The organism is Arsukibacterium sp., from assembly GCF_018402695.1.
GTDB lineage: Bacteria > Pseudomonadota > Gammaproteobacteria > Enterobacterales > Alteromonadaceae > Alishewanella.
Genome location: NZ_JAGYIM010000007.1, coordinates 135,311 through 162,127 on the forward strand (window position 1 = coordinate 135,311; position 26,817 = coordinate 162,127).

The 26,817-nt window shown below is 49.1% G+C and carries 22 protein-coding genes; 9 read left to right on the forward strand and 13 right to left on the reverse strand.

Annotated elements, in window-relative coordinates; genetic code table 11:
- Positions 1 to 67 precede the first annotated feature (67 nt).
- Positions 68 to 2,539, reverse strand: coding sequence for a prolyl oligopeptidase family serine peptidase (locus tag KG631_RS00745; RefSeq protein WP_213994764.1), 2,472 nt, complete (start codon positions 2,537 to 2,539; stop codon positions 68 to 70).
- A gap of 344 nt (positions 2,540 to 2,883) precedes the next feature.
- On the opposite strand from KG631_RS00745, the gene KG631_RS00750 reads away from it, so the two are divergent.
- Positions 2,884 to 3,864, forward strand: coding sequence for a PEP-CTERM sorting domain-containing protein (locus KG631_RS00750; RefSeq protein WP_213994765.1), 981 nt, complete (start codon positions 2,884 to 2,886; stop codon positions 3,862 to 3,864).
- Positions 3,865 to 3,934: 70 nt separating this feature from the next.
- Here the strand turns inward: KG631_RS00750 and KG631_RS00755 are convergent, their stop codons facing one another.
- Positions 3,935 to 4,540 carry an NAD(P)H-dependent oxidoreductase gene (locus KG631_RS00755; RefSeq protein ID WP_213994766.1) on the reverse strand — a complete coding sequence of 202 codons (606 nt, stop codon included), beginning with the start codon at positions 4,538 to 4,540 and terminating at the stop codon, positions 3,935 to 3,937.
- Between the two features lie 185 nt (positions 4,541 to 4,725).
- On the opposite strand from KG631_RS00755, the gene KG631_RS00760 reads away from it, so the two are divergent.
- Positions 4,726 to 5,385, forward strand: a complete 660-nt coding sequence (locus tag KG631_RS00760) for a sigma-70 family RNA polymerase sigma factor (RefSeq protein ID WP_213994767.1) — start codon at positions 4,726 to 4,728, stop codon at positions 5,383 to 5,385.
- Entirely contained in the window at positions 5,369 to 6,058 is a 690-nt protein-coding gene (locus tag KG631_RS00765; protein WP_213994768.1) for a ChrR family anti-sigma-E factor, read from the forward strand. Before KG631_RS00760 ends, KG631_RS00765 begins: the two co-directional genes overlap by 17 nt.
- A 79-nt stretch (positions 6,059 to 6,137) precedes the next feature.
- Here the strand turns inward: KG631_RS00765 and KG631_RS00770 are convergent, their stop codons facing one another.
- Both KG631_RS00770 and fadR read right to left on the reverse strand, forming a co-directional pair.
- Positions 6,138 to 8,390 (reverse strand): aminotransferase class V-fold PLP-dependent enzyme, encoded by a 2,253-nt coding sequence (locus KG631_RS00770; RefSeq protein ID WP_213994769.1) that lies wholly within the window; start codon positions 8,388 to 8,390, stop codon positions 6,138 to 6,140.
- Between the two features lie 179 nt (positions 8,391 to 8,569).
- A complete protein-coding gene (gene fadR / locus KG631_RS00775) occupies positions 8,570 to 9,286 on the reverse strand; it encodes a fatty acid metabolism transcriptional regulator FadR (protein WP_097111280.1) in 717 nt (238 codons plus the stop codon).
- 172 nt (positions 9,287 to 9,458) lie between these two features.
- Here fadR and dsbB point away from each other — a divergent pair, with 172 nt between their 5' ends.
- A complete protein-coding gene (gene dsbB, locus KG631_RS00780) occupies positions 9,459 to 9,992 on the forward strand; it encodes a disulfide bond formation protein DsbB (RefSeq protein ID WP_213994770.1) in 534 nt (177 codons plus the stop codon).
- 68 nt (positions 9,993 to 10,060) lie between these two features.
- On the opposite strand, the gene KG631_RS00785 is transcribed toward dsbB, so the two are convergent.
- The 4 genes from KG631_RS00785 to KG631_RS00800 form a co-directional block, all read right to left on the reverse strand.
- Complete coding sequence (locus KG631_RS00785) at positions 10,061 to 11,755, reverse strand: methyl-accepting chemotaxis protein (RefSeq protein ID WP_213994771.1); 1,695 nt, start codon at positions 11,753 to 11,755, stop codon at positions 10,061 to 10,063.
- Positions 11,756 to 11,894: 139 nt separating this feature from the next.
- Positions 11,895 to 12,512 (reverse strand): FKBP-type peptidyl-prolyl cis-trans isomerase, encoded by a 618-nt coding sequence (locus KG631_RS00790; protein WP_213994772.1) that lies wholly within the window; start codon positions 12,510 to 12,512, stop codon positions 11,895 to 11,897.
- Positions 12,513 to 12,617: 105 nt separating this feature from the next.
- Positions 12,618 to 12,902 (reverse strand): YfcL family protein, encoded by a 285-nt coding sequence (locus tag KG631_RS00795; RefSeq protein ID WP_213994773.1) that lies wholly within the window; start codon positions 12,900 to 12,902, stop codon positions 12,618 to 12,620.
- Position 12,903: 1 nt separating this feature from the next.
- Entirely contained in the window at positions 12,904 to 14,034 is a 1,131-nt protein-coding gene (locus tag KG631_RS00800) for an ATP-NAD kinase family protein (RefSeq protein WP_213994774.1), read from the reverse strand.
- 192 nt (positions 14,035 to 14,226) lie between these two features.
- On the opposite strand from KG631_RS00800, the gene KG631_RS00805 reads away from it, so the two are divergent.
- On the forward strand, positions 14,227 to 15,639 hold the full coding sequence (locus tag KG631_RS00805; protein ID WP_213994775.1) for a coniferyl aldehyde dehydrogenase: 1,413 nt from the start codon (positions 14,227 to 14,229) through the stop codon (positions 15,637 to 15,639).
- A 160-nt stretch (positions 15,640 to 15,799) separates the two neighbouring features.
- Here the strand turns inward: KG631_RS00805 and KG631_RS00810 are convergent, their stop codons facing one another.
- Genes KG631_RS00810 through prmB form a run of 3 tightly spaced genes read right to left on the reverse strand, consistent with a single transcriptional unit; the run spans position 15,800 to position 19,044 of the window.
- On the reverse strand, positions 15,800 to 16,960 hold the full coding sequence (locus KG631_RS00810; RefSeq protein WP_213994776.1) for an MFS transporter: 1,161 nt from the start codon (positions 16,958 to 16,960) through the stop codon (positions 15,800 to 15,802).
- A 32-nt stretch (positions 16,961 to 16,992) separates the two neighbouring features.
- Positions 16,993 to 18,093, reverse strand: coding sequence for a chorismate synthase (aroC, locus tag KG631_RS00815; protein ID WP_213994777.1), 1,101 nt, complete (start codon positions 18,091 to 18,093; stop codon positions 16,993 to 16,995).
- A complete protein-coding gene (gene prmB / locus KG631_RS00820) occupies positions 18,094 to 19,044 on the reverse strand; it encodes a 50S ribosomal protein L3 N(5)-glutamine methyltransferase (RefSeq protein ID WP_213994778.1) in 951 nt (316 codons plus the stop codon).
- 50 nt (positions 19,045 to 19,094) lie between these two features.
- Between prmB and smrB the strand changes: the two genes are divergently transcribed.
- Positions 19,095 to 19,658, forward strand: a complete 564-nt coding sequence (smrB, locus tag KG631_RS00825) for an endonuclease SmrB (protein WP_213994779.1) — start codon at positions 19,095 to 19,097, stop codon at positions 19,656 to 19,658.
- Positions 19,659 to 19,681: 23 nt separating this feature from the next.
- On the opposite strand, the gene sixA is transcribed toward smrB, so the two are convergent.
- Complete coding sequence (gene sixA, locus KG631_RS00830) at positions 19,682 to 20,170, reverse strand: phosphohistidine phosphatase SixA (protein ID WP_213994780.1); 489 nt, start codon at positions 20,168 to 20,170, stop codon at positions 19,682 to 19,684.
- Positions 20,171 to 20,375: 205 nt separating this feature from the next.
- On the opposite strand from sixA, the gene KG631_RS00835 reads away from it, so the two are divergent.
- Both KG631_RS00835 and KG631_RS00840 read left to right on the forward strand, forming a co-directional pair.
- A complete protein-coding gene (locus KG631_RS00835; RefSeq protein WP_213994781.1) occupies positions 20,376 to 23,138 on the forward strand; it encodes an insulinase family protein in 2,763 nt (920 codons plus the stop codon).
- Positions 23,139 to 23,373: 235 nt separating this feature from the next.
- Positions 23,374 to 25,455 (forward strand): EAL domain-containing protein, encoded by a 2,082-nt coding sequence (locus KG631_RS00840; RefSeq protein WP_301003513.1) that lies wholly within the window; start codon positions 23,374 to 23,376, stop codon positions 25,453 to 25,455.
- A gap of 19 nt (positions 25,456 to 25,474) precedes the next feature.
- On the opposite strand, the gene KG631_RS00845 is transcribed toward KG631_RS00840, so the two are convergent.
- Positions 25,475 to 25,822, reverse strand: coding sequence for a DUF413 domain-containing protein (locus tag KG631_RS00845; protein WP_213994783.1), 348 nt, complete (start codon positions 25,820 to 25,822; stop codon positions 25,475 to 25,477).
- Positions 25,823 to 25,951: 129 nt separating this feature from the next.
- Here KG631_RS00845 and hdfR point away from each other — a divergent pair, with 129 nt between their 5' ends.
- The gene (gene hdfR, locus KG631_RS00850) at positions 25,952 to 26,812 is read left to right on the forward strand and encodes an HTH-type transcriptional regulator HdfR (protein ID WP_213994784.1); all 861 of its coding nucleotides are present in this window, start codon (positions 25,952 to 25,954) and stop codon (positions 26,810 to 26,812) included.
- The last annotated feature ends 5 nt before the right edge of the window (positions 26,813 to 26,817 follow it).

The window sequence follows — 26,817 nt, forward strand, 5'->3', positions numbered from 1 at the left end:
AAAGATTTCGGCAGCAATACCCGATTATACTTTTCATAACGGGTATTGCGACCGTATTGTTACTCCGCTACAAGTTCTGTTCAAACAACTTATAGATCCGCCGGTACTCATCCAGCCAGCTGCTGGGCTGGCGGAAGCCATGTGGCTCTACCGGATAAATCGCCGTTTCAAAACCCTGTTTTTCCTGTTCAATTAAACGCTGCACCAAGCGCACCACATCCTGGAAGAACACGTTATCGTCTACCATTGGCGCATTGATCAATAGCGGCTTGGTTAACCCCTGACTGAAGTAAATTGGCGAACTGCGCTCATAAGCAATAGGGTCAATATCTGGCGTATTCAGAATATTCGAGGTATAAGGGTGGTTGTAATAGGCCCAGTCGCTGACGGGCCGCAACGCGGCACCTGCCTGGAACAACTCAGGTTGTTTAAACAGCGCCATAAAGGTCATAAAACCTCCGTAGGAGCCGCCGTAAGTGCCAACACGCTTCCGATCAACATTGGCATTTGCTACCAGCCAGTTTACCCCATCGGCTAAATCTTCAATCTCCGGGGTACCCATTTGCCGGTAAATGGCGGTACGCCAGTCCCGGCCATAGCCTTTTGATGCCCGGTAATCCATATCCATTACTACATAGCCTTGTTGGGCTAACAGATTATGGAACAGGAACTCCCGGAAGTAGCCCGACCAGCCCAGATCACTGTTTTGCAGATAGCCAGCACCATGGTTAAAAATTACCGCGCGGCGTGGCTCGCCCTGCTTATAATCGGCTGGATAATACACTTTGCTGAATATTGGTTGCTCAGTGTGGCTGGATGGCACGGCCACCACTTGTGGCGCCACTAATGGTAGTTTTTTAAATTCATCAGATACCGTATCGGTGAGCCTGACTATGTCAGCGTTTGGCGACGCCGCCATCAAATATAAATCCGCAGGCATCAGGCTGGTTGAATGGGTTAACAGTAATTTTTGCTCATCGGGTGCCAGGCGATAGTCTGTCATGCCACCTAGTCTGGTCAGCTGCTCAGTTTCCGTGTTGGCCAGATTAAGCCGGTGAACCTCATATATACCCGGGTGGGAAATGTTTGCCTTAAAGTATATATATCCGTCGTCTGAAGTTAGCGTCGGATCACTGACTTCAAAAGTACCATGGGTTAATTTTTTCGCTTTGCGACTGGATAATGTTTTGCTGTATAAGTGCGAATAACCGCTCTCCTCAGACAGAAAATACAATGTCTCGCTGTTGTTCAACCAGCCAAAGTCATTAAAGGCATAATTAACCCAGGCGTTGTCATGCAACCGATGCTGCGGTACCAGGGCTTTCTTGTCAAAATCAACAGTAGCAATCCAGCGGTCTTTGTTATCTAACGCTTTAAGCATTATCGCCACCTGCTCACCGTTGTTATGCCAGCGCATGGCGCTCTGGCTCCAGTACCAGTCAGTCATCAGGCCAATGTCGCGGATAATTTTGCTGCTTTTATACTTTTCACCTTTTGCTTTCGCATTTTCAGCCCTGACGTCGGCCAGCACATCCTCGTTATAACCTGGCAAGCTGGTGAAGCTTAGCGGGAACTGACTACCATCGGTTAATGACACCAGAATAAGCTTTTGTGGTTCTGGCTTGAAATCGTTCACCCGCCATCTGACCGGCTGCGCAGCAATATCACCACTTTCTGTAATATAGTTAGGCATAATGTCTTTTTCATTACGCGGTTTCGCTTTGCGCACTGCCACCAGCAAATAATCTGCTTTGGGTGAAATACTGGCATCGACAATTTGCTGATCCTTGCCAAAATAAGCAGCAGTTGGCGCCATGGCAGGGTTTGCTGAGCGCAGTGCATCTTTGGCTTGCTGCTGCTCCTGCTTACTGCGCTGGGTTTTCGCTATATATGCAATAAGTTTATGTTGTTCCTGCGCCAGATAGCCGCTTGGTATAGCCGGAGCCTTTGGCTTGTCTTCAGTTTTCAGGCTGATTAACTCGCTGCTCAGGCCCGTGCTGAGATCAACGCTGAAGAAGGTCCAGCCCTGGCGGTATACCAGCCGGTTGTCTTTCAGAAATTGTGGATCACTAAAGCCGGAGTTACTGCGGGTAACCTGAGTTATCTGGCCATCAACGTTACGAACAAAAACATTGCCTTCAAATAGCCAGGTCTGTAGCTGACGATCAGCACTGTATTGCACATTGCGACTACCGATCTGATGAAGCTGTGACAACGGTACGGCTACGCCATTATCGCTGGCAGTTAATGGTCGCTGATACCAGTCCCGCAATTCACTGCCGGCTCGCTTTTGCTGATATAACACCTGGCTACTGTCTGCCCCCCAGAACGCATTCTCGGGTGAACGACCCAGCCAGTCAGGATCGGCCATTATCTGTTCCAGGGTAAATGTAATAGCCGGATCAGCCTGGTAAACCGGGGCAGCAGTAATCGGTGTGCTCTGCCAGGTTTGTGGTTCTTGTTTGGCCAAAGCCAGGCTATTGCTCAACAGTAACGCCGCGGACACGGCAACAAGCAGTGATTGATGGAATAATTTCATATTTTAGTCTTGTACTGAATTAACGACGCCCTGTTATACAAAGCCTTGACGCGGAACGCAACCGGATGCGGCTGATTAGCCAGGATTTAAGCTGGAATTACCCGTCGATATTATACTGTCCGAAATATTTACAATTATTCACATTTTCCTCAGCTGGATTGAACAACGACTGGATTGGGTTTCAGCTAGCTTTTTGATTTGATTAACACTTTATTACCAATTACTAAATCAGATTTGAAATGGCATTTTTTATGCTTACCGGAAGTGGTAGTAAGGCAAGGAGCAAAGCAGTTGGCAACCCTGTCTGTTGGAGCAGTTTGTCACGAAATTTAAAGGAGCATAATATGAAGATAAATCGGAAATTAACATTGATGTTGTCGGCTATGCTGTTGTTTGTCGCGGGAACGGCGCAGGCAGCACTCATTCCATTCCAAACGTTTGTGGGTAATTATGGCGTCTCAACCGATGGCTGGGGCTCGACAACGCAAGCCGGTACAATCAGTGCGTTGGTACCTGAAGGCGCCACCGTGGTAGCCGCCTACTTATACACCTCTACATTTAATAATCCCAGCCTCGCCGGTGTTGGAGGAACCCTGGCTGGCGAAACAATCAATTACGATACGGATCTTGGTACCATACCAGCACCGGCTTGCTGTGACCTGACCGCAACCCGCGCTGATGTAACAGATATTATAAAACCTCTGGTTGACGGCGGCCCTGGTGGTGTTTACGATTTTGATATTACTGAAACATCGAGCTCTCAGGACGGCTCTGCACTGGTACTGGTGTACAGTGACCCAACTCTGGGTATATCAACTGTCGGCATTCTTGACGGTTATGCCCGGGTAGATGGTGACACTACATCACTTAATTTCGCTGATCCGTTAGACCCGACAGCACCGGGTTTTTTTGCCCATATGATGCTCGGTATTGGTTTTAGCTGTTGCAGCCAGGCCTCGACAGTCGAAGTTAATGGTACTTTAATTACCGAATCTGCTGGTAACAGTGATGATGGAGAGCAAAATAGTAATGGCAGTTTAATCACTGTCGGTAGTTTTGACGACCCCTTTTCGTCTCTTCTGCCCAGTTATGCCGACGATACTGAACGTTACAACCTGGTGGACTATTTAGCCAGCGGCGATACCAGTATTACCATTGAAACGACGAATGCCACAGCAGATGACAATATCTTTATGGCTGTGTTTCATGTGTCTGGCGAAGCCGGTGTTAATGAACCGCCACCAGGCGTGTCAATCCCTGAACCCGGTTCTCTGGCGCTGGTTGCCCTGGCACTATTCGGTTTACGCAGACGCCTGGTAAACTGAGCCAATTCGGTTAACAGCATAAAGCGCAGCCAGGCTGCGCTTTATTTTTAGCTACAACCCTACGCTGCGGTTATGCCGCGACCTTATCGCTAAGCGTACCCAGTTGTTGTTGTGCAGCCGCCAATGCTTTATCAGCCGCCTCTGCCCCCATATTTAAGCCTTCGGCATAGACAAAATGCAGTTGAGTTAACCCAATAAAATTGAAGAAACTGGTTAAAAATGGTGTCTGACTATCCGCTGCTGTGCCCTGATAGATGCCACCACGGGTTGCCAGCACAATGACTGGCTTATCTGTCAGCAACCCCACCGGACCATTTTCAGTATAGTTAAATGTAATACCTGCCCGTGCCAACCTGTCCAGCACCGATTTCAACTGGGAAGGAATGCCAAAGTTGTACATCGGCACCCCAAACACGATAACGTCTGCCGCTTTAACCTGCTCAATCAGTTTGTCTGAATAATCGGCCAGTTGCTGCTGTTCAGCCGTTCGTTCAGTCGCGGGTGTCATCCAGGCAGCTATTTCTTTCATCTCTAAATGGGGTAAAGGCGCTGCGCTTAAATCAATTTCTGTCAGCTTGATACCGCTGCCAAGTTTTGCCAAAAAGGCTTTGCTTAATTTAGTTGAATGACCGTTATCACCACTGATTGAACTATTTATCACAAGAACGTTTTTCATAATTGCCTCCTTAAAAGTATCTACTGATAATACATCAATTTTATAGGATAAATATCGCAATAAACTGGCAATTCCTTTCTATTTAATGGCAAATTAAAATGCAAACCAAGGGAGATGAGGCTGCGTATAACAATAGTAACTAAATAACGTACAAAACTAACTGCGTAGAGCCGGGATAAACAAATATGTTGGAAACTACCGTGCTAACAGGGCATCATGATGCTTTAGCAAAGCAAAAGCGAATAAGCCAGCGGATGACCATAAACACTGATAACGAGCCACGCACGGGGCAATGGGAAGATGCCCTGACATTAGTAGCATTACATCAGGACAAAGCGGCTTATGCTGAGTTGTTCAGTTATTTTGCTCCAAGGTTAAGAGCCTTTGGTATTAAAATGTTTGGCAATGAGCAACAGGCAATGGAAATGGTACAGGATGCCATGCTGAATGTTTGGCGCAAAGCCCGGTTGTTCGATGCCACTCGTGGCTGTGCGTCGACCTGGATATTTACCATAGCGCGTAACGTCCGGTTTGACATGTTACGTAAAAAACAGAGCCGTAAAGACGATATCAGTGCTGATGATTTATGGTTTGATGGCGATTACCCTGAGCAGGAAAGTAATAGCAGCGATAGCTGGGATACCATGCTGATGAGCGAGAAACTGGCTCCTCATTTTGATGCATTGCCACCAGCCCAACGTATGGTAATGCAGAAAGTTTATTTAGAAGAGAAATCTCATCAGGAAGTTTCTGATGAACTGGCAATACCCTTAGGTACAGTGAAGTCCCGGATACGATTAGCACTGGATAGATTGAGAGAGGCATTAGATGACACACGCAGTTAAATTTCATCCAGGCTTAATGTTACTGGATCAATACGTCGAAGGATCACTGTCTGCTGATGTCGCACTGGCGGTGTCAGCACATATCGACTTATGCCCGCATTGTCAGCAACTGAGTAAGGATATTACTAACGATCAGGCTGCAGTATTGGCTGAGCAGGAAGTATCAGGCCGGGATGCGGAGCAGGAATGGCAGCAAATGCTTAATTTCATCACCAGCCAACCAGCAATATCAGCAGCTGGTTCAGTATTGACCAAACCGGCTCCGCAGGTGGCGAGCGTTACCGTGAATGGCAGGACCTTTGAAATTCCAAGAGCGTTGGCAAGGTTAGCCGAAAAACAAAATAAGTGGTTGCACCTTGGCGGCATTGCCACCGCGAAGTTACCCACTGCTGATAAGCAACATGTGTCATTACTCTACATAGATAAAGGAACCGAGGTGCCAAATCATACTCACCTTGGCCTGGAAATGACCTTAGTGTTGGCAGGGAAAATAGTGGATGAAAATGGTGAGTATGGTGTAGGTGATCTGTTGATTAATTCACCTGACGATACGCATACGCCCAGAACCCTGGCTGATGAAGACTGCCTGTGTTTATCAGTACTCAGTGCGCCGCTGAAATTCAATAAAGGTTTGACGCGGTTACTAAATCCGTTACAACAGTTTTTCTATTAATCAGGAAGTCTTAGCTTGGTGGAGCAAGCCTAGCGCCGTGCAAACGGCGCTTTTTTTTTGCGTTTTTAAACAGCCGCCTTTACACCAACATCGCCATGCCGCCCTGTAAGTTATATACCGTGCTAAAGCCAAAACGGCGTAACACCTTACACGCCAGTAAACTGCGATTGCCACTGCGGCAAACCAGTAACAAAGGACGGGCCGGCGTTAACTGGCGGTTAATTAACGCATCACATAACTTCGACAAAGGCACGGCCAGTACTTCTGCTATCGCAGGTAAGTGCTGTTGCAACGGTCCGGCGGTTTGTTCATGAGGCTCGCGCACATCCACAACCTGCAGCATTGGTTGCTGCTGTAACACGCTAGCCAGCTCAGATTTGTCCAAAACCCGACTGGCATCAGTTGCAGCCACTTCTACCAGCCCACACAGATAGTGACTGGCTTGCTGCAGCGCTGCGGTCTGGGCATTGAGTTGCTGCTGCCACTCTGCTGCCGGCTGTCCCGCCAGCACTTTAACAAACAGTTCACTTTCCTGCTGTGCCAGACGCAATGTGGTGGCAAAGCGCTGGGCGTAATCATGGCTGGGTAACAATAACGTATCGATGTCAATTTTTTCGGCCAACGCCAGAATACTCCGTTGTAACGCTACGGCATCGCCATCGGCTAAATCGGAACGACCAATACCACCTGGTAAAATAGTATCGCCGACAAACGCAGCCAACACATGTTGTTGCCGCTTTAGCATAATACTAATGGCGTTGGCACAGTGGCCAGGAGTTGCCAACCGGGTTAACTGAAAATGGGCCAGACTGAGCTGCTCTGTAGCGCATGGCCAACCAAAATCATCACAATCTGGCTGGTTAAAGTTCAGTGCCTGACGTAGTAAGGGTGCAGCCCGTTGTTGCTCCGGGTGCTGATGAGTCTCTAATATGGCAACTAATTGGAGTTGCCTACCCTGAATAATATTAATAATCCTATTTACCAGCGCCGCTATCGGATCAATAACCAACGCCTGACGACTGGCGGCATCAATTAACAGGTAGCTGCAGCTGTCTTCATGCTTCAGTTGCAGCAAACCATCAGCATGGATCTCCAGCGTCGGCGTCGCATCCGTTACCACCAGGCAATGCTTGTTTACCACCGCTTTTAATGCCCGGATAGCAGTACAGGCATCAGCGCATTCAGTCGCTGACATGGCCGGGCCGAATGACAACCGAATAGCCCCCTGGCTGCGCCAGGCCGCCAACCCCATCGCATCCAGTACAAAACTGCTGGGCACTTTCGAGCTGCAGGCCGAACCAGAGCTGATCCGGATGCCCGCAGCATCAAATAAATCCATAATGTCTTTGCTGTAAAAACCCGGTACAGAAAAATTTACTGTTGTAGGCACAATATAGGGCTGGTCACTATTGAGTACCAGTTCTGGAAATACATGACGCAGGGCAGCAAGTAACTCGGCACGGTATTGCCAAAGTATCTGTTCTGGCTGAAATACCGTGCCATCATTGCGCTGAAGCTCGGTCAGTACTGCACCCAGTGCTGCGATACCGGGTAAATTTTCGGTGCCAGAGCGCAAGCCCCCCTCCTGGCCACCGCCTGCAATAAAAGGCTGATAAGGTGCACTGGCTCTGACATATAAAAAACCAATACCTTTGGGCGCATAAAGTTTATGGCCACTAAAAGGCGCATAATCGATAGTGGTCGCTGCCAGCTCCAGCTGCATTTTTCCTAATGCCTGCACACAGTCTACCAACCAGTAAACCGCAGGGTTTGCTGCCCTGATACTCCTTTCAAGCTCTGCTAATTGCTGTTTAATGCCCGTTTCATTGTTGGCTGCCATGGTACAAATAAGGCCGGCAGCAGGCGCATACTGCTCAATAAAATCCACATCCAGCTGGCCGTTCTGATCAACCGGAATGGCTTTTATCGTTGCGTTAAGCTCTAGCACGCTGTTCCAGTGTTTCAGGCTTTCAGGTACTGCTTTGTGTTCAGTTGCGCCGTACAACAATAACGTTGCCGGTCCTCCCTTCCCTTGCTGCCGCAGGGCCAACAGCGCTGACACCACCGAACTCTGGATCCCTTCAGTAGCCCCAGAGGTAAATACAATCCGGCCATCGGCAGCGCCGGTCAGCTGGCGGGCGAGGCTGCGGGCCTGTTCCAGCGTCGCTTTGGCCTTAATACCAGTGGTATGACTGCTGCTGGGATTACCAAACTGCTGCTGCATACATTGCATAGCTGCTGCCGCGGCAACAGGCAGTACCGGCGTCGTGGCGTTACAATCTAAATAAATTTCAGCTGGACGGATACGGGGGGTTACTGATGCGTGTTTCATCCTCGGGCCTATTTAACACGGCAACGCCGCTTATAGCTAAAAGAAATATCTTATAACTACGCATCATAAATGGCGACGCTTCAAACAACAAGCATAGCCTGTTGTTATCTGCCTGAAAAAAACATTATAAAAAAAGGCTGCACTGAGCAGCCTTACGTAGTTAGAAAGCAGAACCGATGTTACTCAATCAGGTCTTTTGGAATATCCGGCCTGAGTTCCTGCCAAATCTTACCACTTTCAATACCATATTTACGTACAGCCATCACCACTTCATCATGTTTTCCTGCTTCGGCATATTGCTTTAACTGAGCATAATATTTGCGGGCCAGTTCACGTGCCGCCGGATGAGAAAAGTAGAAGCGGGCAATCTTGTTATAAAGGCCGCGGAAGCCATTGAGGATCAGCACATATATCCGGTTAGACGAATGTAAGGCCAACTCATGATTTAAGTTATAGTCAAATTCAGCAAAGGCGGCGGCCGTATCATCCAGCACTTCAGCATCGGTAAAAGCCGCAATCACCTCTTGCTGATGCGTTTTAATGGCACCACGAATATAAATAGCGCTGATATTTGTCCGGGCTGACAACAAGTCATCAACCAGCTTGGGCATCTGGTCTTCGTCAAGGCGGGCCAGTGTTTCCAGAATATTCAGACCCGAGGTTTCCCAGTAATTATTTACTTTAGTGGGCTTACCATGCTGAATGGTCAGCCAGCCGTCCCGCGCCAGACGCTGCAGTACTTCCCGCAAGGTTGTCCTGGTTACTCCAATCAATTCAGACAGTTCACGCTCTGCCGGTAAAATTGACCCAGGGGCAAATTTGCCGTTCCAGATCGAGTCTACGATATATTCTTCTGCAAAACCGGCAGGGCTTTGCGCTTTAATCAGATTGGTCATGCCAAAAAATCCGTCAGGGTCATCATACAAGTTGACTGATTGTACCAGAGCGCTGCCAGTTAACAAGTCGGCACTTAAAAATAGCCAGATGGAAGTAACACAACAATTGTGTAATGCTGACAAATCCCTTAAATTAGCCAATTAGCTGATTGTTATACCAATAGGAACATCTATGCTGGCTACAATAAAAAAAATATCACGCCATCGCCTGTCCTGGTTTTTACTGATTGTAAGTGCCCTGGCTTTGCTGGCCTGCGGCTTATATTTTCAATATGTGCTTAATCTGCAACCCTGTATAAAATGTATTTATATCCGGGCGGCATTTGCCGGTGTTCTGCTGGCGGGTCTGCTGGGGTTGCTGGCGCCACGACAAAGCATGCTACGTATACTGGCTATCGCCCTGTGGCTGACCAGTGCTGCTATCGGCCTTTATCAGGCACTGGAATTAGTGAATATTGAGCAAACGTTGGCCGCGGGAGGCTTTAGCAGCTGCGCGCTATTTGCTGAGTTTCCTGCCTGGCTGGCACTGGATAAATGGTTACCCAGTGTGTTCGAAGTGACCGGCAGCTGTGGTGGCGTCGACTGGCAATTCTTAGGGCTGAGCATGGCGTACTGGAGTATGCTAATCCTGGCAGCCTATGTGCTGACGGCCGTAGTCGTGTTAATCAGCCAGCTGGCTCGCATCTCAAATAACCCTTACCGCTAAATAAATGGCCGCAGGTTTATAATAAGCCCTGCACTGGCGGGGCTTAATTCGGTATTCCTGGCAACAACTTACACTCGGTAGCTGCCAACCAGTTGGTTGAGCTCTGCTGCAAGGTTATTTAGCTTACGTGACGTATCCCCCGCCGTTCGCGTTCCTGCGGCGGCTTCTTCGGTTACCACGACAATCTGATGAATATTTTCATTAATAGCACCGGAAACATGAGTTTGTTGTTCTGCTGCCGTTGCAATTTGTGCATTCATATTATTTATAGTGATAACTGCGGCACTAATGCTATTTAAAGCTAATTCTACCTGATGGATTTCTGCAACACTGTTAGTACTGCTTTGACGCAGGTTTTCAATAAGATTAATCGCCGCGCTAATTCCTGCCTGCAGTCGCTGGATCATTTGTTGTATTTCTTGGGTACTTTTCTGAGTACGACTGGCCAAAGTACGAACTTCATCAGCCACTACCGCAAAACCACGTCCCGCTTCGCCGGCTCTTGCCGCTTCGATGGCAGCATTGAGTGCCAGCAAATTAGTTTGATCAGCAATACTCCGGATCACATCCAGGACACCGCCAATATTGTCTGACTCATGACTAAGCTCCCCTATCACTTCAACGCCATGACTAACTTGTTTCGCCAGGCCGTCAATCACTCCTACCGTGTTATTTAATGTTACTTTAGAATTGGTAACCAGCTCTTCGGCCCCTGCTGCTGCGGTCGAGGCTTGCATTGCACTGTCGGCCACCTCCTGGGCCGATGCGGCCATTTCATTCATTGCCGTTGCAACCTGATCACTTTCTGACTGCTGCCTGGTAACACCTTTCTCAGATTGAGCCATAATCTTTTCCAGACTACTGGCGCTTTGGGTCAAGGTAGTACTGGAGCTGGCTACCTGAGCCACCAGATCACGTACCTGCTGCGCAAAACGATTAAAAGCCTGGGCAAGCTGGGATAATTCGTCATTACCGCTCACTGATAATCTATGAGTCAAATCACCGCCGCCCTGGGCGATATTGGCCATCGCGGTAACAGCATTTTTCAACGGCTTGATAATACTACCAACCACAAGCAATGCTAATAAAGTGATGATAATCAATGCCAATAGTGCAGTAATAACCGAACGGGTCAGACTGGCACTAAGTGAACTATCTACCCGCTGCTGCATTATACTAACCTGAGTATCCAGACTATCAATCCAAAAACCTGTACCCAGCATCAATCCCCACTTGCTCAGTTCTTCAGCATACCCCAATTTAGGGGATGTTTGACCGGTTTCAGGGTTATTCCAGTGGTAGTATAAATATCCGCTATTATCGCGAGCCGCTTGCCATAGGCCACGAATAACCTCCACACCATTTGGATCGGTCAACTCCATCAGGTTACGCCCTTCCAGAGCAGGGTTTGCCGCGTGCATGACACTAACCCCTTCCTGGTCATATACAAAGAAATATCCCATACTGCCGCTATCATTAAACCGGAGTTGCCTGAGAATTTCCAAAGCTTGCCGGCGAATAGCCGGGTCGGATGCGGCGGCGGGATCCTGATACAAATGTTCAATGGCTGTTTTACCAAGCTGCATATAGTTCTTGATAACTTGCTGTTGACTATCTTTAAAAATGGCTTCGAAATGACTTACCCCTTGCTGGCCAAGGTCGCGAGCCTGATAAAGGTTAAAAGTGACGAGTAAGATCGCTAATAACGTGCTGGGCAAAAGTGCCAGCAATAAAATTCGGCTCTGGATGGTGAGGTTTTGCATCTGGCAGCTCTACTTATCATTAAGCAAAAAGTGAAGTATAGAAGAATTTCGCCAAATAACTGAATAGCTGCATATTAACGTAAAAAAAACCCTGCAGTTGCAGGGCTTTTTGTTTTCGCGCTATCTGGCTGGGTCACCGTTACAGAATAGCCAGTAACTCGACGTCAAACACCAGGGTGCTGTATGGGGCAATAGCATTACCTGCGCCACGCTCGCCGTAGGCCAGGTTTTGTGGCACGTATAAACGCAGCTTTGAGCCTACTGCCATTAATTGTAACGCTTCAGTCCAGCCGGCAATTACGCCTGATACCGGAAACTCTGCCGGCTCGCCACGCTGATACGAGCTGTCAAACACAGTGCCGTCGATAAGGGTGCCATGGTAGTGGGTACGCACGGTTGACGCTGTAGTTGGTTTTTCGCCTTCTGCCGCAACCAGTACTTCATACTGCAGGCCTGATGCCGTCACGGTTACTTCGGCACGCTTAGCGTTTTCTGCCAGGAACATTTCACCCGCCTCGGCCAGGGCTTTAGCTTTTTCCTGCTCAGCGGCCTGCATCCGCTCACTGATCACGCCAAAGGCGGCCCGGATCTGATCTTCGCTGACTTCAGGCTGCTGCTCGTTATAAGCCGCTGCTAAGCCTGCAGCTACCGCAGTAATATCCAGACCGTCAAACGGGTTGTCGGCCAGTTGCTGGCCCATTTGTAAACCAATACCATAACTGGCGTGTTGTTCTAGCGTTGCATATTTATCAGACATAAGTTCCACTTTTGCTGGGCTGCCGACAGGAATAGGCTGTCGGACAGTATTTAAATTCGGCCGTCATACTACCCTATCGCAGCGCGAATGTCTTGCCACTGCAACCTATAGCAGCTGAACCTGCTGCCATAATTGTTGTACATGCTGCTGATCAGCATCAGTCAGTTCGCCGCCATCTATCGCTTTTACCAGGCTTTGTTCTACCCAGTGGCACAACCGGGCTTTATCAAAGGGCTCAGCCAAAACTTCCAGGCTACCCACAGCTAAATCGAAATGCCCCCGTAAATAACCGGCAGCAAATAACTGATCATCAGTAGCATCTGGGATCAGGTTATCAAAATAATCGGCAACAGTATCAATATACTGCTCTGGTTTCGCTGCTTGCTTCATACTACTCCTCGTCCTGATAACCTAAGCGATATATCACATAATCGTTATAACCGGTCAGCACATTTAATAAGCCGTGCAATGCTTTATCCAGTGTCTGATCACCGGTATCTGCCAGCAGTGGCCGGCCATTGAGTTGCTGCAGCTTGGTTTTGGTTGCCAGCAACATGATATTATCGCGGCCGATGGCTTTAATTACCGCGGGTGACAGTTGCTGATTACCGCGGCCAAAGACATGGCCCTGGCCACCAATTAGGGTGATCACCAGTTTGCTCGGATAATCGCTAACCAACTCCAGCAACTGCGCTGCGGTCACATCACTGGCAATCAACTCGCCATTTTCAACCACATCGACACCCAGCAACGTATTGGCCAGGCCCAGCTCTGCCATGACCGCCGCTACCGTACTGCCTGAACCCATTACATATCGGATGTTGTCTTCCATTAAACCGGCGACATATGCGGCCAGGTCGTCCAGCACCAACTCTTCAGATTCTTTGCCGGCGGCTTTAACACTCTGTACATAGCGAAGCTCTGCCGGAATACGCATTTCGCCGTAGCGCCGGGTCTTTACCACACCTTGCCGAAATGCTGTCTCGTCAATGTCCATTACCGGTGCTTCGGCCAACGTCACTAACTGACCGCTAATTAACCTTTGCACCAGTTTGCCGGCTGCCTGCGGCGAAATAGCATAGACGCCGGAGTGAATTTTACAGCCGGCCGGAATACCCAGCACAGTAGTGCTATTGCCAATAACACTGCACAAATTCCGCGCCGTACCATCACCTCCAGCAAACAACAGTAAGTCTACGCCCTGCTCTGCAATCGCCAGCGCCGCTTGCTCGGTATCTGCTGCCACGGTGGGCGCTGTTGCCGGGGTATAGCAAATCTGATAATTCAGCCCTAATTGCTGACACAAATCGGCGCCCATTTCGCCGGCAACGGTGACCACCTGAAACTGATCTTTTAACGCTGACAGTTGACTAAGCGCGACATTTGCACGCTCACCGGCCATTGGCACAGCGCCCCTTGCCAGGGCTTCTGCTGCCATGCCGTCACTGCCTTTTAGCGCAACACTGCCACCCAGTCCGGCTAGCGGATTAATAATAAGACCTAAGCGAAATGGATTAACCATGATGTCAGTTTCGTCCGGATAGCTGCTAGCGAATGGCGCGCATTGTAACGATTTCAGCGGCTCTTGCCCAGTATTGCCAGCGCAAACCTGGCTTTGTTCAACGTATTGCAACCCTGTCGACCCGCGCTTGCTGCACTGGTCTGACTGGTTTAGAGTACAACCAGATAGCAAACACGACTGAAAGGGACAACAATGTCAGCACTTGAGCTGCAATTTAAAAAACTGAAACAAGCTTACAGCCTCTGCCCTTATCCGGATCTGGCACAGCGCCAGCAACAGCTTAATGCCCTGCGCCTGGCTATCCGGCAACATAGCGCAGCGCTGTGTGACGCAGTAAGTAGTGATTTTGGTTATCGTAGTAGTGACGAAACCCGTTTGCTGGAAATTATGCCCGCATTAAGCGGCATTGATTATCACAACAAGCATTTAAAAGGCTGGCTAAAGCCGGAAAAACGCCACGTCCACTACAGTTTTATGCCCGCCAGCAACCTGGTTATGCTGCAACCACTGGGCGTGGTCGGCATTATTGTCCCATGGAACTACCCTATTTATTTAGCACTCGGTCCGCTAATGGCCGCTATCGCCGCCGGCAATAAAGCCATGCTGAAACTATCTGAATATACCCCGGCTACCAACAAGGTGCTAAGCGCCCTATGCGAGCAAGCACTGGGGCCTGATGTTATCGTTATTGAAGGTGAGACAGAGATTGCCGCTGAATTTTCCCGCTTGCCGTTTGATCATCTGCTGTTTACTGGCTCAACTGCAGTTGGCCGCAAAGTTATGCAGGCCGCCGCCGCAAACCTGACACCGGTAACCCTGGAGCTGGGCGGCAAAAGCCCGGTACTGGTTGCCCCCGATGCCGACATTCAACAGATGGCGAAACGTATTCTGTTCGGTAAAACCGCTAATGCGGGCCAGACCTGCGTCGCCCCGGACTATGTACTGGTGCCTGCTGACAAGCTGGAGCTGTTAATTTCTGAGCTTTGTCAGGCTTTTAACGGGTTTTACCCGGATTTTGCCACCAACCCGGATTACAGTGCAGTGATTAACCCGGCCCAGTATCAGCGGCTGATGACCATGCTTGAACATGCCCACAGCAGTGGCACCAGGGTAATTAACTGTGGCGATACCAGTGGTAAAAATGAACCGGCGGCAGCCAACAGCGAGCGGCGACTGGCGCTGCAGTTAATTATTGGCGCTGATGATAATAGCAACCTGATGGAGCAGGAAATATTTGGCCCCTTGCTGCCATTGGTTCCCTACCAAACGCTGGATGAAGCACTTAACTATATTCAGCAGCGGCCAAGGCCACTGGCGCTGTATTTAATGACCAATGATAAAGCGACTCAGCAACAGGTACTTAAGCAAACCCATGTCGGGGGCGTCTGTATAAATGACACCCTGGTGCATGTGGCACAGGACGACCTGCCCTTTGGCGGCATTGGTCCGTCGGGCTTGGGTAATTATCATGGCAAAGAGGGCTTTATACGGTTTTCTCATCAGAAAGCAGTTCATCAGAAAGGCCGGTTTAACAGTGGCCAGATTATTTACCCACCGTTTAACCGCAAAGTGTTTAAAGCCATACTTAGCTGGTTAACCCGTTAAAATCCGGTTACAGCGCAGGGTGGCTGGTGTACTTACTTCAACGGCTTCAAGAATCACGTCGCTGTGCCCCTTCAGCCTGCGCAGCATCCCTGCTGCTGTTACGTAAGTACACCAGCCACCCTCCTGTGATTTCTGAGTAAGCCTCAGCAAGTAACTGTATTTATTTTATATTCGCTATTGTCTTCGGCAAGGTTAACACTAACAGACAGGCCAGCAGCGCAAAGCCCGCAGCTAAGATAAAAGTTTGGGTGGCACCCGCGCCATTTTGCCAGCTAAAGCCAGCCAGATAAGCGCCGATAGCCCCGCCACCACCGAAAATAAGCCCGGCATAAATGGCCTGGCCCCGGCCACGCTGGGCTTTGGGAAATACCTGCTGAATAAACTGCATGGCGCAGCTATGGGCAATGGCAAAACTGCCGGCATGCAACAACATACTCAGCGCCAGCCACCAGACTGAATGGGCCAGCAAGGCCACTATTAACCAGCGAATGGCGGTTAAGCCATAACAAATACCAAGCAGTAAGCGATAGCTGCGGTTGCGCATCAGGCGCCCGGCATAGTAAAACGCCACAATTTCCGCGGCTACCGCCAGGCTGATCAGTAAACCGGTCTGGCTGCCGCTGTAGCCTAAGTCGCGGCTATACAAGGTAAAAAAGCCATAAAAAGGTGCAAAGCTGATTTGCATCAGTAGTGCCGCGCCCATAAAAACCCACAGCACCTTGTGCCTAGCCAGTTGCTGGTAAGACAGTGTCTTGGCCGTTGTATCATGCGCTGGGGTCAGGGCCGGCAGGTTAAATAGACAAAACACTAACAGCACTAAAAATGCCAGCGCAGTGGCGGGCATAAACTCACTGCCATACAGCTGATAAAACCAGCCACCCAGCATTACCAGCACGATATAACCAACACTGCCCGCCGAGCGGATCCGGCTGTACTGCTCAGTGTTATTGTTCAGAAATAAAAACGTGGAGACTTCCAGCTGCGGTAAAATAGCGGTCCAGAAAAAGCTGAACAGTGCCAGCGCGGCTAATAAAAAACCAAACCCAGCATCGATAAAACTGCCCAACCAGCCGATACAGGCCAACACGGCGCCCAGTTGCATTACCCGCAGTGGCTTGCTGCTGCGTTCAGCCAGGCTGGCCCAGATAGCCGGCCCGACAATACGGGTGGCGGTGACAATGGCCAGCATCAGGCCTATCTGACGCGAGTCAAAACCACGCCCATCCAGAAACAGCCCCAGATAAGGCACAAAAATACCCAGTACGCCAAAATAGGTAAAGTAAGCCAGCGCTAAAGCAGGCCTGGCAGCCAATAATTTCATAAGGTCATAGGGTCCTGACGAACACTATTTAATTACCGGTTAGCGTTAGCAATGTCCGGGGTATGCACGCTTACGCCGGCATTCTGGGCCCGGTGCCGCAACAGATGGTCCATCAGTACAATGGCCAGCATCGCTTCGGCGATAGGTACCGCCCGGATGCCCACACAAGGGTCATGCCGGCCTTTGGTAACAATATCAACCACGTCGCCATCGACATTAATACTCTTACCCGGGATACTGATACTGGATGTTGGTTTTAAGGCAATACTGACCTTAACATCCTGTCCTGACGATATGCCACCGAGCGTGCCGCCGGCATGATTTGAGCTGAACCCCTCTGGCGTTAACTCATCGCGATCAGTTGAACCGCGCTGCTCGACCACGGCAAAGCCATCGCCTATTTCCACCGCTTTTACCGCGTTGATACTCATCATGGCATGAGCAATATCAGCATCGAGCCGGTCAAACACCGGCTCACCCAGCCCCACCGGCATGCCGGTTGCAACCACATTAACCCGGGCACCTACTGAGTCGCCATCTTTTTTAAGCTGGCGCATATACTCATCCAGTGCGGCAATTTTATCCGGATCAGGACAAAAGAACGGATTATTCTGTATTTCATCCCAGTGCAGTTTTTCTGCTTTAACCGGGCCGAGTTGCGCCAGATAACCACGGATGTCGATACCACAGTGCTCTTTTAAATACTTTTTGGCAATAGCGCCTGCGGCAACCCGCACTGCGGTTTCCCGCGCAGATGAGCGGCCACCACCGCGATAATCCCGAATACCAAATTTATGCCAGTAGGTGTAATCGGCATGGCCGGGCCTAAATAAATCTTTAATATCGGAATAGTCTTTTGAGCGCTGATCAGTATTCTCAATTAACAGACCGATGCTGGCACCGGTTGTGGTGTCTTCAAACACACCGGATAAAATTTTTACCTGATCTTCTTCCCGCCGGGCCGTGGTATAGCGCGACGTACCAGGTTTACGACGGTCTAAATCCAGTTGCAAATCATCAGCCGTTAAGTGCATGCCTGGCGGACAACCATCAACAATACCACCAATAGCAGGGCCATGGCTTTCACCAAAAGTGGTAACTTTAAACAACTGACCAATGCTGTTGCCGGCCATTTAGCTCTCCTCAAACAAATGTTGGTAGGCAATTAGCTGAGCTTTACTCAGCGCAAACACGCCAAGACCACCGGCAGTAAACTCAAGCCAGTTAAATTGGACGTCTGGATACCTATCCTGCAATTCAACCATACTATTGCCTACTTCACAAATTAAATAACCCTGCTCGGTAAGATGAGCCGCAGCCTGGGCCAGAATGCGCCGGGTTAACTCAAGGCCATCATGGCCGGACGCCAGCCCCAGCTCGGGCTCATGCCGGTATTCTTCAGGTAAATCAGCCATATCATCCGCGTCGACATAGGGCGGATTGGTAACAATAAGATCGTATTGCTGGCCGGTTAGCGCATCGTAACCATCAGATAAAATCGGATATACCCGGTCGAGCAGGCCATGCTCATTAATATTAATATCGGCCACTGCCAGTGCATCCGGGCTGATATCAACCGCATCAACCTGCGCCTCTGGGAAAGCGTAGGCACACGCAATGGCAATACAGCCCGAGCCAGTGCACAAATCAAGGATCCGCTCAGGCGGCGCGGCAAGTTCAAAGCGACTGAATTTTTCGTTTATCAGCTCAGCAATCGGCGAACGTGGCACCAGCACCCGCTGGTCAACATAAAATGGCAGCTGACAAAAGTACGCCTGATGAGTCAGATAGGCTGCGGGCATTCGCAGCTCAATGCGCTGGGTAAGTAAGTCAATAAAAGCGCGCCGCTCGGACCGGGTTAGCCGGACCCCGAGCAACTTATCATCAGTCAGCGGCGGTAAGAACAGACAATGTGCCAGCAACGCCGCAGCTTCATCCCAGGGGTTGTCAGTACCATGCCCCAGATATACACCGGCTTCATTAAAGCGACTCACCGCAAAACGCAGCCAGTCATGCACACTGACTAAAGCATCAAGCGCCTCATTCACATCAGACTCTGAAAACATCGGGGTATAATCGGCCATAACAGTATTCGCTCTTTGTAAAAAATAGGCAGATTGTATAGACTTGCGCGATGCAACGAAAGAAGCTTTCTCCCCAGCCCCGCTTATCTGCCGAAGACAGTGACTTATTTCGTCAATCGGTTACTGGCGCACGCCCGCTATTGCAGGACAAGATAGCCCCTGTCAGCAACGCCAGCAAGAAAAAAGCCCGGCCAGCCACCAATACACCACAAAATGAGCGGGAGTTATTCTTTTTTTCTGATGGCTATGAAGGTTTTATCAGTGACGGTGGCTCGCTGTCTTATGTGCAACCAGGCGATGACCCAAGGTTAGCCGGGCGCTTAAAACGGGCCGAGTTTCAGCCACAGGTGGTGCTGGATTTACATGGTTTAACTCAGCTGGAAGCCAAAACTGAACTTGCTGGCTTACTGGCTTATTGCCAGCAGCAACAGTTTAACTGCGCCTGCGTGGTCCACGGTAAAGGCTTGGGCATTCTGGCACGTAAGGTACCTAACTGGCTGATCCAGCATCCTAATGTCAGGGCATTTCATACCGCCCCGAAAAGTTGGGGCAAACACGGCGCATTATTACTGCTGTTGAAAATTAATCAGCCAGAGTCTGAAGGACGCCGCTGAACCAGGGTGTATCAGTGTAGCAATCAGTGTGACAGTAATGCCAAATCCTGCGGCGCAACCTTTTCCAGTAAACGACCACCTGTCGCTGGCTGATAGTCAATACCACACAACGAGGCTGTACTGAAAACCGGTGTCTGCCCTTGCTGGGTAAGGCTTTCAACCAGAAAACTAACTAGAGGCATATGAGACACCAGTAAAATTTTGGCATCGGGCTGCTCGTTTAACCGAATATCAATTAAATCAAGCACTTTTTGGGGATTACCATCAGGAACTAATTCAACCTGGGTCTGAAATTGACTAGCCGCCCCTTGCTTACTCAGCATAATTTCGGCAGTCTGAATAGCACGCAGATACGGACTGGCCCAGACATCGCTGAAAGCGCTGTAACAATTTTGCAGCCACTGCGCCATTTGCAGTGTCTCACGCTTGCCTCTGCTGGTCAGTTGGCGTTGACTGTCATGCTTAGTCAACGGTTCTGCTTCACCATGGCGCATAATAACAATGTTAACCATTTATATTAATACCGTACTACTTAGTCAGTGTGTTTTTGTTTGCCATTGTTAAAAAGCATACGCTGGGCAAAAATTGTGCGCTATGATAAATAAAACCTGGCCCGAACGTAACTGCTATTAACGCATAACATAGAGCCTGTTTATTACTAAATGCTATCAAAAATCGGCAATCTTGTAGTACTACCAAACCGACATAGGATAATTCTTGGAAAAAGTACATATAAAGCAAAGCCCCAACGATAACAGAGCCTATCAACACCTGACACTCGACAATGGTCTTACTGTTTTGCTGGTAAAGGACAGCAGTGCTGAAAAAAGCGCCGCTGCTCTGACTGTGAACGTGGGACATTTTGATGATCCGGCTGATTATCAGGGCATGGCGCATTTTTTGGAGCATATGCTGTTTCTGGGTTCTGAGAACTTTCCCGACCCGGGTGAGTATCAGCAATTTATCAGTCAGCACGCTGGCAGCCATAACGCCTGGACCGGTACCGAGCATAGCCATTTCTACTTCGATATCGATACGCCGTGTTTTCAACAAGCGATAGCCCGCTTTGCAGATATGTTTTGTCAGCCTTTATTTACCGACGCTTATGTTGAAAAAGAGCGACATGCCATCGAGGCGGAATATTCGCTGAAACTGAAAGATGACAGCAGGCGTATTTATCAGGTGCACAAAGAAACGATTAACCCTGCGCATCCTTTTGCCAAGTTTTCTGTTGGTAACCTAAATACACTTACCGACAAGCCTGAGCAAACGCTGCGTAGCGCATTGCTGCAGTTTTATCAGCAACAATACAGCGCCAGCAGAATGAGTCTGTGTCTGGTATCGCCCTGCTCCCTGCTTAGCATGGAGCAGTGGGTTAAACAGTATTTCGCCGCATTGCCAGCAGAATTGCCGGCAAAAGCATCACTGACAGAACCACTTTATCTGGCAGAACATCAGGCCATTTTACTGAATATCAAACCGCATAAAGATTCAGATAAGCTGGTCGCCAGCTTCGCCCTACCTGACATTCAGCCCTGGTATCCGCATAAAATAGTCAGTTTTCTGGCATCCATTCTGGGGGATGAAAGCGACGGCTCGTTGCTCAGCTACCTGAAAAATGCCGGTTTGGTTAACCAGTTGAGTGCCGGAGGCGGTATCGATGGTAGTAACTATAAAGATTTTACCGTGTCTTTTGAACTGACCAAAGCGGGCCGTGCTAACACAGAAGCCGTGTTGTATGCGCTATACAGCGCCCTGGCCAGAATAAAACAGCAACCACTGCCTGAACATTTATATGTTGAACGACAAAAGCTACTGCATTGGTCATTTATTTATCAGGAACCAGCCGACGCCCTGCAAACAGCCAGTCAACTGTCAGTGAATATGCAACATTATCCGCTTGAAGACACCATTTATGGTGACTACCGGATGGAGTTGCCAGAGCAGTCACTTTATCAGCAGCTGCTAAGCTGGTTCAGACCAGACAATATGCGACTGATGTTGATAGCGCCTGACGTGCCGGTATTGTTGGAGGCTAAGTGGTACAACACGCCGTATGCCGTTACTAAATTAAGTGATCAACTACTGCAACGCTTGCAGGATACAGGCCCTATCCCTGAAATTACCTTGCCGGGTGCTAACCCTTACCTGACCGAGCAACTGAACTTGCTTGATAAAAGCCAGCATATGGCGCTACCGGAGCAGGTATACAACAGCCCTCATTTAAGCGTCTGGTACAAAGCCGATACAGAATTTAACACCCCTAAAGGTCATATTTTCCTGCAACTCAGTTTGCCACAAAGCATCAGCGACAATTGCCAGCTGGCCACCAGCCGGCTGTGGCTGGAGCTGTTTCAGGATCATATTAATCAGCAGTTTTATACCGCCACTAATGCCGGGCTGAACTACCATTTGCATGTGCAGAAACAGGGGATAAGTATTCATACCTCAGGCCTGGCAGCTAACCAAATTCGCTTATTGCAGAATATTCTGCTGCAAATAAACAACGCCACCTTCTCAGAGCTGCGGTTTAATGAAATCAAACAACAATTATGCCGCCATTGGGCTAACAGCAGTAAAAGTAAACCTGTCGCCAGATTATTCAGTCAATTGTCAGCCCTGCTCCAGCCGCTCAATCCGGAAATTGAGGTATTGATAGAACAACTGGAGTACCTGAGTTTCCAGCAATTTTGTCAATTTTCAGACCGCTTGTTAGCTGACGTGCACCTGGAAGCATTAATGGTGGGAAACTGGACAACAAACAATGCCACTAATCTGCAGCTAATGCTACAACGCTGGCAGGCAGAACAGCGCAGCCTTGGCAGCAAAATTCCGCCAGAAACATACAGCATCAAAGGCACTGGCCCGGTCTGGTTGCAGACGGAGACAGACAGCAGTGATCACGCTTTAGTCGTCTATCTGGCGGCAGAGCAAGCAAATGCTGAGCAAATGGCGCTGTTTATGCTGGCAAATCATTTGATGTCACCCCACTATTTTCATCAGTTGCGGACAGAGCAACAAATGGGCTACTTAGTTGGCACCGGCTATGTCCCGATTAATACCTTGCCAGGCATTGCATTTTATATTCAGTCGCCAAACTTCGATTGCACCGCGCTGTATCAGGCTACAGTAACGTTTTTTCAGGATTTTCTGGAACAGATTGAAGAGACGCCAGAGGCGACGTTCGCCGATCTTAAACAAGGCTTGATGGCACAGCTTGCTGAACGAGATAGCAGCCTCGGCTCACGGGCGAAACGGCTCTGGCTGGCATTAGGGCAGGATGACACCAGCTTTGATCTGACTAACCGCATTATCAGGGCGCTCAATAAATTAGACAGACAGCATTTTATTGCGCTGCTTAAACAGCTGTTAGCCAGTGATTATGATGTCTTATTGCTGGCTTCAGGTCCAAATGACCCGAACAGCCATATAAAAACCATGACCCGGGCTGAACTACGACAAAAAATAGCGGTAACGTAAATTGATTTTGACACTTTTCCCAAACTTGGTTAACGTAGACGGAATAACAATAAACATGTTGTAATTTGTGGCAATACGTCAGTTTTCTTGCGCTAATACTACTTATTTACTGCTGGCTGTTTTTCCTTTTGGGGTGTCTGCTCTGAGTTGGGACAGCGTGCAGCCTTATATATTTTCTGCGGTATTATTTTTTGCCTGTGCTGCCTTGCTGCTGGCACATGCCAGCATTGTAAAGATGCGTCGATATCATAAACGCCTGGCAAAAAGCGAGGAAAGGCTGCGCTTGTCATTATGGGGTAGCGGAGACGAACTGTGGGACTGGCGCATTCTGTCCGGCGAATTATACCGCTCCAGCTCCTGGTTAAAACCCGTTGAATTAAAACCTGAAACCCGTGACTTCCCGCCCAACAAACAACAAATTCATCCCCAGGATTTAGCCAGGGTCATCAACGTGCTAAATGATCATCTCAACGGCGGCAGCGCTTTTTTTGAGGCGACATACCGCCTGCGCACCGCAGAGGGGCATTACATTTGGGTATTGGACCGGGGCAAAGTGGTGGCGTATGCCAGTAACGGCAACCCCAGCCGAATGACAGGCACTCTGAAAAATATTCACCAGTTAAAAGAGGCCGAAGGTAGAATGCAGTTATTCGCCCGCTGTCTGGAGAATATATCTGACGCAGTGCTGGTATGTGATACTCAGTTTACTATTATTGAAGTTAACCCGGCCTTTAGCAGCATAACCGGCAAAAATCGTACAGAAGTCATCAACAGTCGCTTTGAGTTATCGTTATATCCAAGCCGTTTTATGCAGGATATCCAGCTACAGCTGGCCAAGCATGGCCGTTGGAGTGGTGAGATCCGCGAACAGAAAGACAACGGGGAAATTTATCAGGCCGAGCTGGCATTTGATGTTATTAAAGATGAAGAAGGCAACCCGCAGCAATATGTTGGTGTCTTGTCCGATATCACCGATCGCAAATTACGTGAAGCTGAATTAAACCGGTTGGCTAATAATGACACCCTGACGGGTTTGCCGAACCGTGCTGTATTTATGACAAAGTTGGCAAGCCTGGTTACCGTCGATGCGGTCCACGCCTTGCTGGTATTCGATTTGGACAATTTCAAGAAGATAAATGACTCACTGGGCCATGAGCTCGGCGATACACTGTTGTGTAAGTTAGCTCAACGGCTACATACCGACCCCCGCTACCAGAATAAGTTATACCGGCTTGGCGGCGATGAGTTTGCCGTGTTACTTAACGACACCAATGATATTCATACCATCACCTCGATGGCCAAAGGCTTACTTGAGCAAATTAACCGGCCGTTCTTTATCAGTCAGCATGAACTGGCTGTTACCAGCAGCATAGGCATAGTGCTGTTTCCGGACGACGGCAATGACCCGCAAGCACTGCTGCGTAACGCCGACACGGCGATGTATCATGCGAAAAACGATGGCGCCAACCGCTATCTGTTTTTTAATGACAGCATGAATAAACAAGCGGTTAAAAGACTGCAGGTCGAAAATTTAATTCGGTACGGTTTGAAAGAGGATTATTTCAGTGTCTATTACCAGCCGAAAATGGATATTCTGACCGGTAATGTGGTCGGCATGGAAGCCTTAGTTCGTTTTATTACCCCTAAAGGCGGTCTGGTAAGCCCTGCCAGCTTTATTCCGGTTGCCGAGGAAACAGGCCAGATTGTTGAAATTGGTGCCGTTGTCCTGCGTAAGGCCTGTGAGGACGTGAAAAAATGGCTGGCCCTGGGTTTATTTCAGGGCCGGGTCGCCGTAAACCTGTCCGCCAAGCAATTTATGCTGCCGAACCTTTGCCAGCAAATTGACGACGTCCTCGAGCAATGTGAACTCCCCTCTTATCATCTGGAGCTGGAAATTACTGAAGGCACGGTAATGCAGTCGCCAAAACTGGCAATAGATACCATGAAAAAGCTTCGGGCCCGCGGTATTCACCTGGCGATGGATGATTTTGGCACAGGCTACTCGTCACTGGCTTATTTAAAGCAATTCCCACTTAATACGCTGAAAATCGATAAAGCTTTTATCGATGACATGGATAATGCCCGCGGCAGGAATATGGTAGATACCATTGTCACTATCGCCCATAACCTGAGCCTGAATGTGGTAGCTGAAGGGGTTGAAACCAAGGATCAGTTAGATATGCTGCGTAAATTGCGCTGCGAAACCATTCAGGGATTTTATTACAGCAAGCCACTTTCAGCAGCAGACTTTGCCGAATTTTTAGCGGCGCAGAAACAACGTACCCGGCTAACAGCCATCCCGGCCATACAGCTATAAAAAAAGCCCCGCAGGGCTTTTAATCACTATCGGTTTCGACGTAAGAAAAATCGTCGGCACCGTCAGCTATCCGCTTTTTACCAAAAACAGTATGAAATTTGCGTTTTTCATTCAAGCGCTGTTTGTATTTAACCCAGGTTTTTTCAAAGGCAGAGCTTGCTTCAGCTTCACCCCGGCAAACCAGAATAAAGCGTTGCTCTTCCTCGTTTACCGGCTCACGTGCACCCTGCTCCAGCTGTTGCATCGCGAAACCATGTTTTTCCAGCAGATTACCTTCTGCCAGTGTAAAGCGCCCGGACCGCGTAAAACCACGAGGGAAATTGCGGTCATCGAAAAAGCGACGAGTAGCGACAAAACTTTGCTGCATCACTTTTTTCCTCTAATGTCGTTGAATATAAAGCCAGCCTGTTTAAACTGTGCGGAGTATGGTTAACAAAATTCCAGTCGTAAAACAAATATTTTTTATTGATACGATAAATAACTTTAAGGCTCTACCTTGGATACTGAACTGCTAAAAACCTTCCTGGAAGTGCAGCGAACCCGCCATTTTGGCAAAGCGGCAGAAAATTTGTATTTAACCCAATCGGCGGTCAGCTTTCGGATTCGACAGTTAGAACAGCAGCTTGGCGTTAACCTATTCAGCCGCTACCGTAATAATATTCAGCTTACCGCAGCCGGAGAGCGACTGTTACCGCATGCTCAGGCGATGTTGACAGCATTACAGCGCGCTAAGCAAGAGGTCGCATTAAGTAACAAGCAGGCGCAGCAGCTGTCTATTGCCGCAACCGCTAACGTCTGGGACAGCTTTCTGCTACCAGGCTTTATTCAGGTGCAGCAGCACCACCCCGAGCTAGCCTGGCGCGCCGAGTCATTGGGCAGAGAGCAAATTGCCAGGCTGTTGCTCGAGCGCAACCTGGATTTAGCCGTGGTTTTTGACCCACCCAAAGTTGACGAAATTCAGGTTGAAAAACTGGATGATATTAAACTGATCGCCGTAACAAGTGGCGAACACACTGCCGTCGACACCGCTATGGCCCAGCAATACATACTGGTGAACTGGGGAACGTCTTTTGATATTCAGCATGCCAAGCACTTTGCTGACATGCCCCCACCTGTGCTTCGCACAGGCAGCGCTAAAATTGCTTTGGAAATGATGCTGCAAAGCCCGGCAACAGCTTATTTGCCGCAGGGGATGGTGCAACCATGGTTAGACAGTAATAGCCTCAGAGTAGTGGATAGTGCGCCGCAGATGAGCAGAGAGTTATTTGCCGCAACCTTACATCAGGCGACGAATGAGCAGTTGTTGCAACAAATCATCCAGCAGTTGCGCCGGCACATTAGCAACCTGGCAGCGTAGCGTGT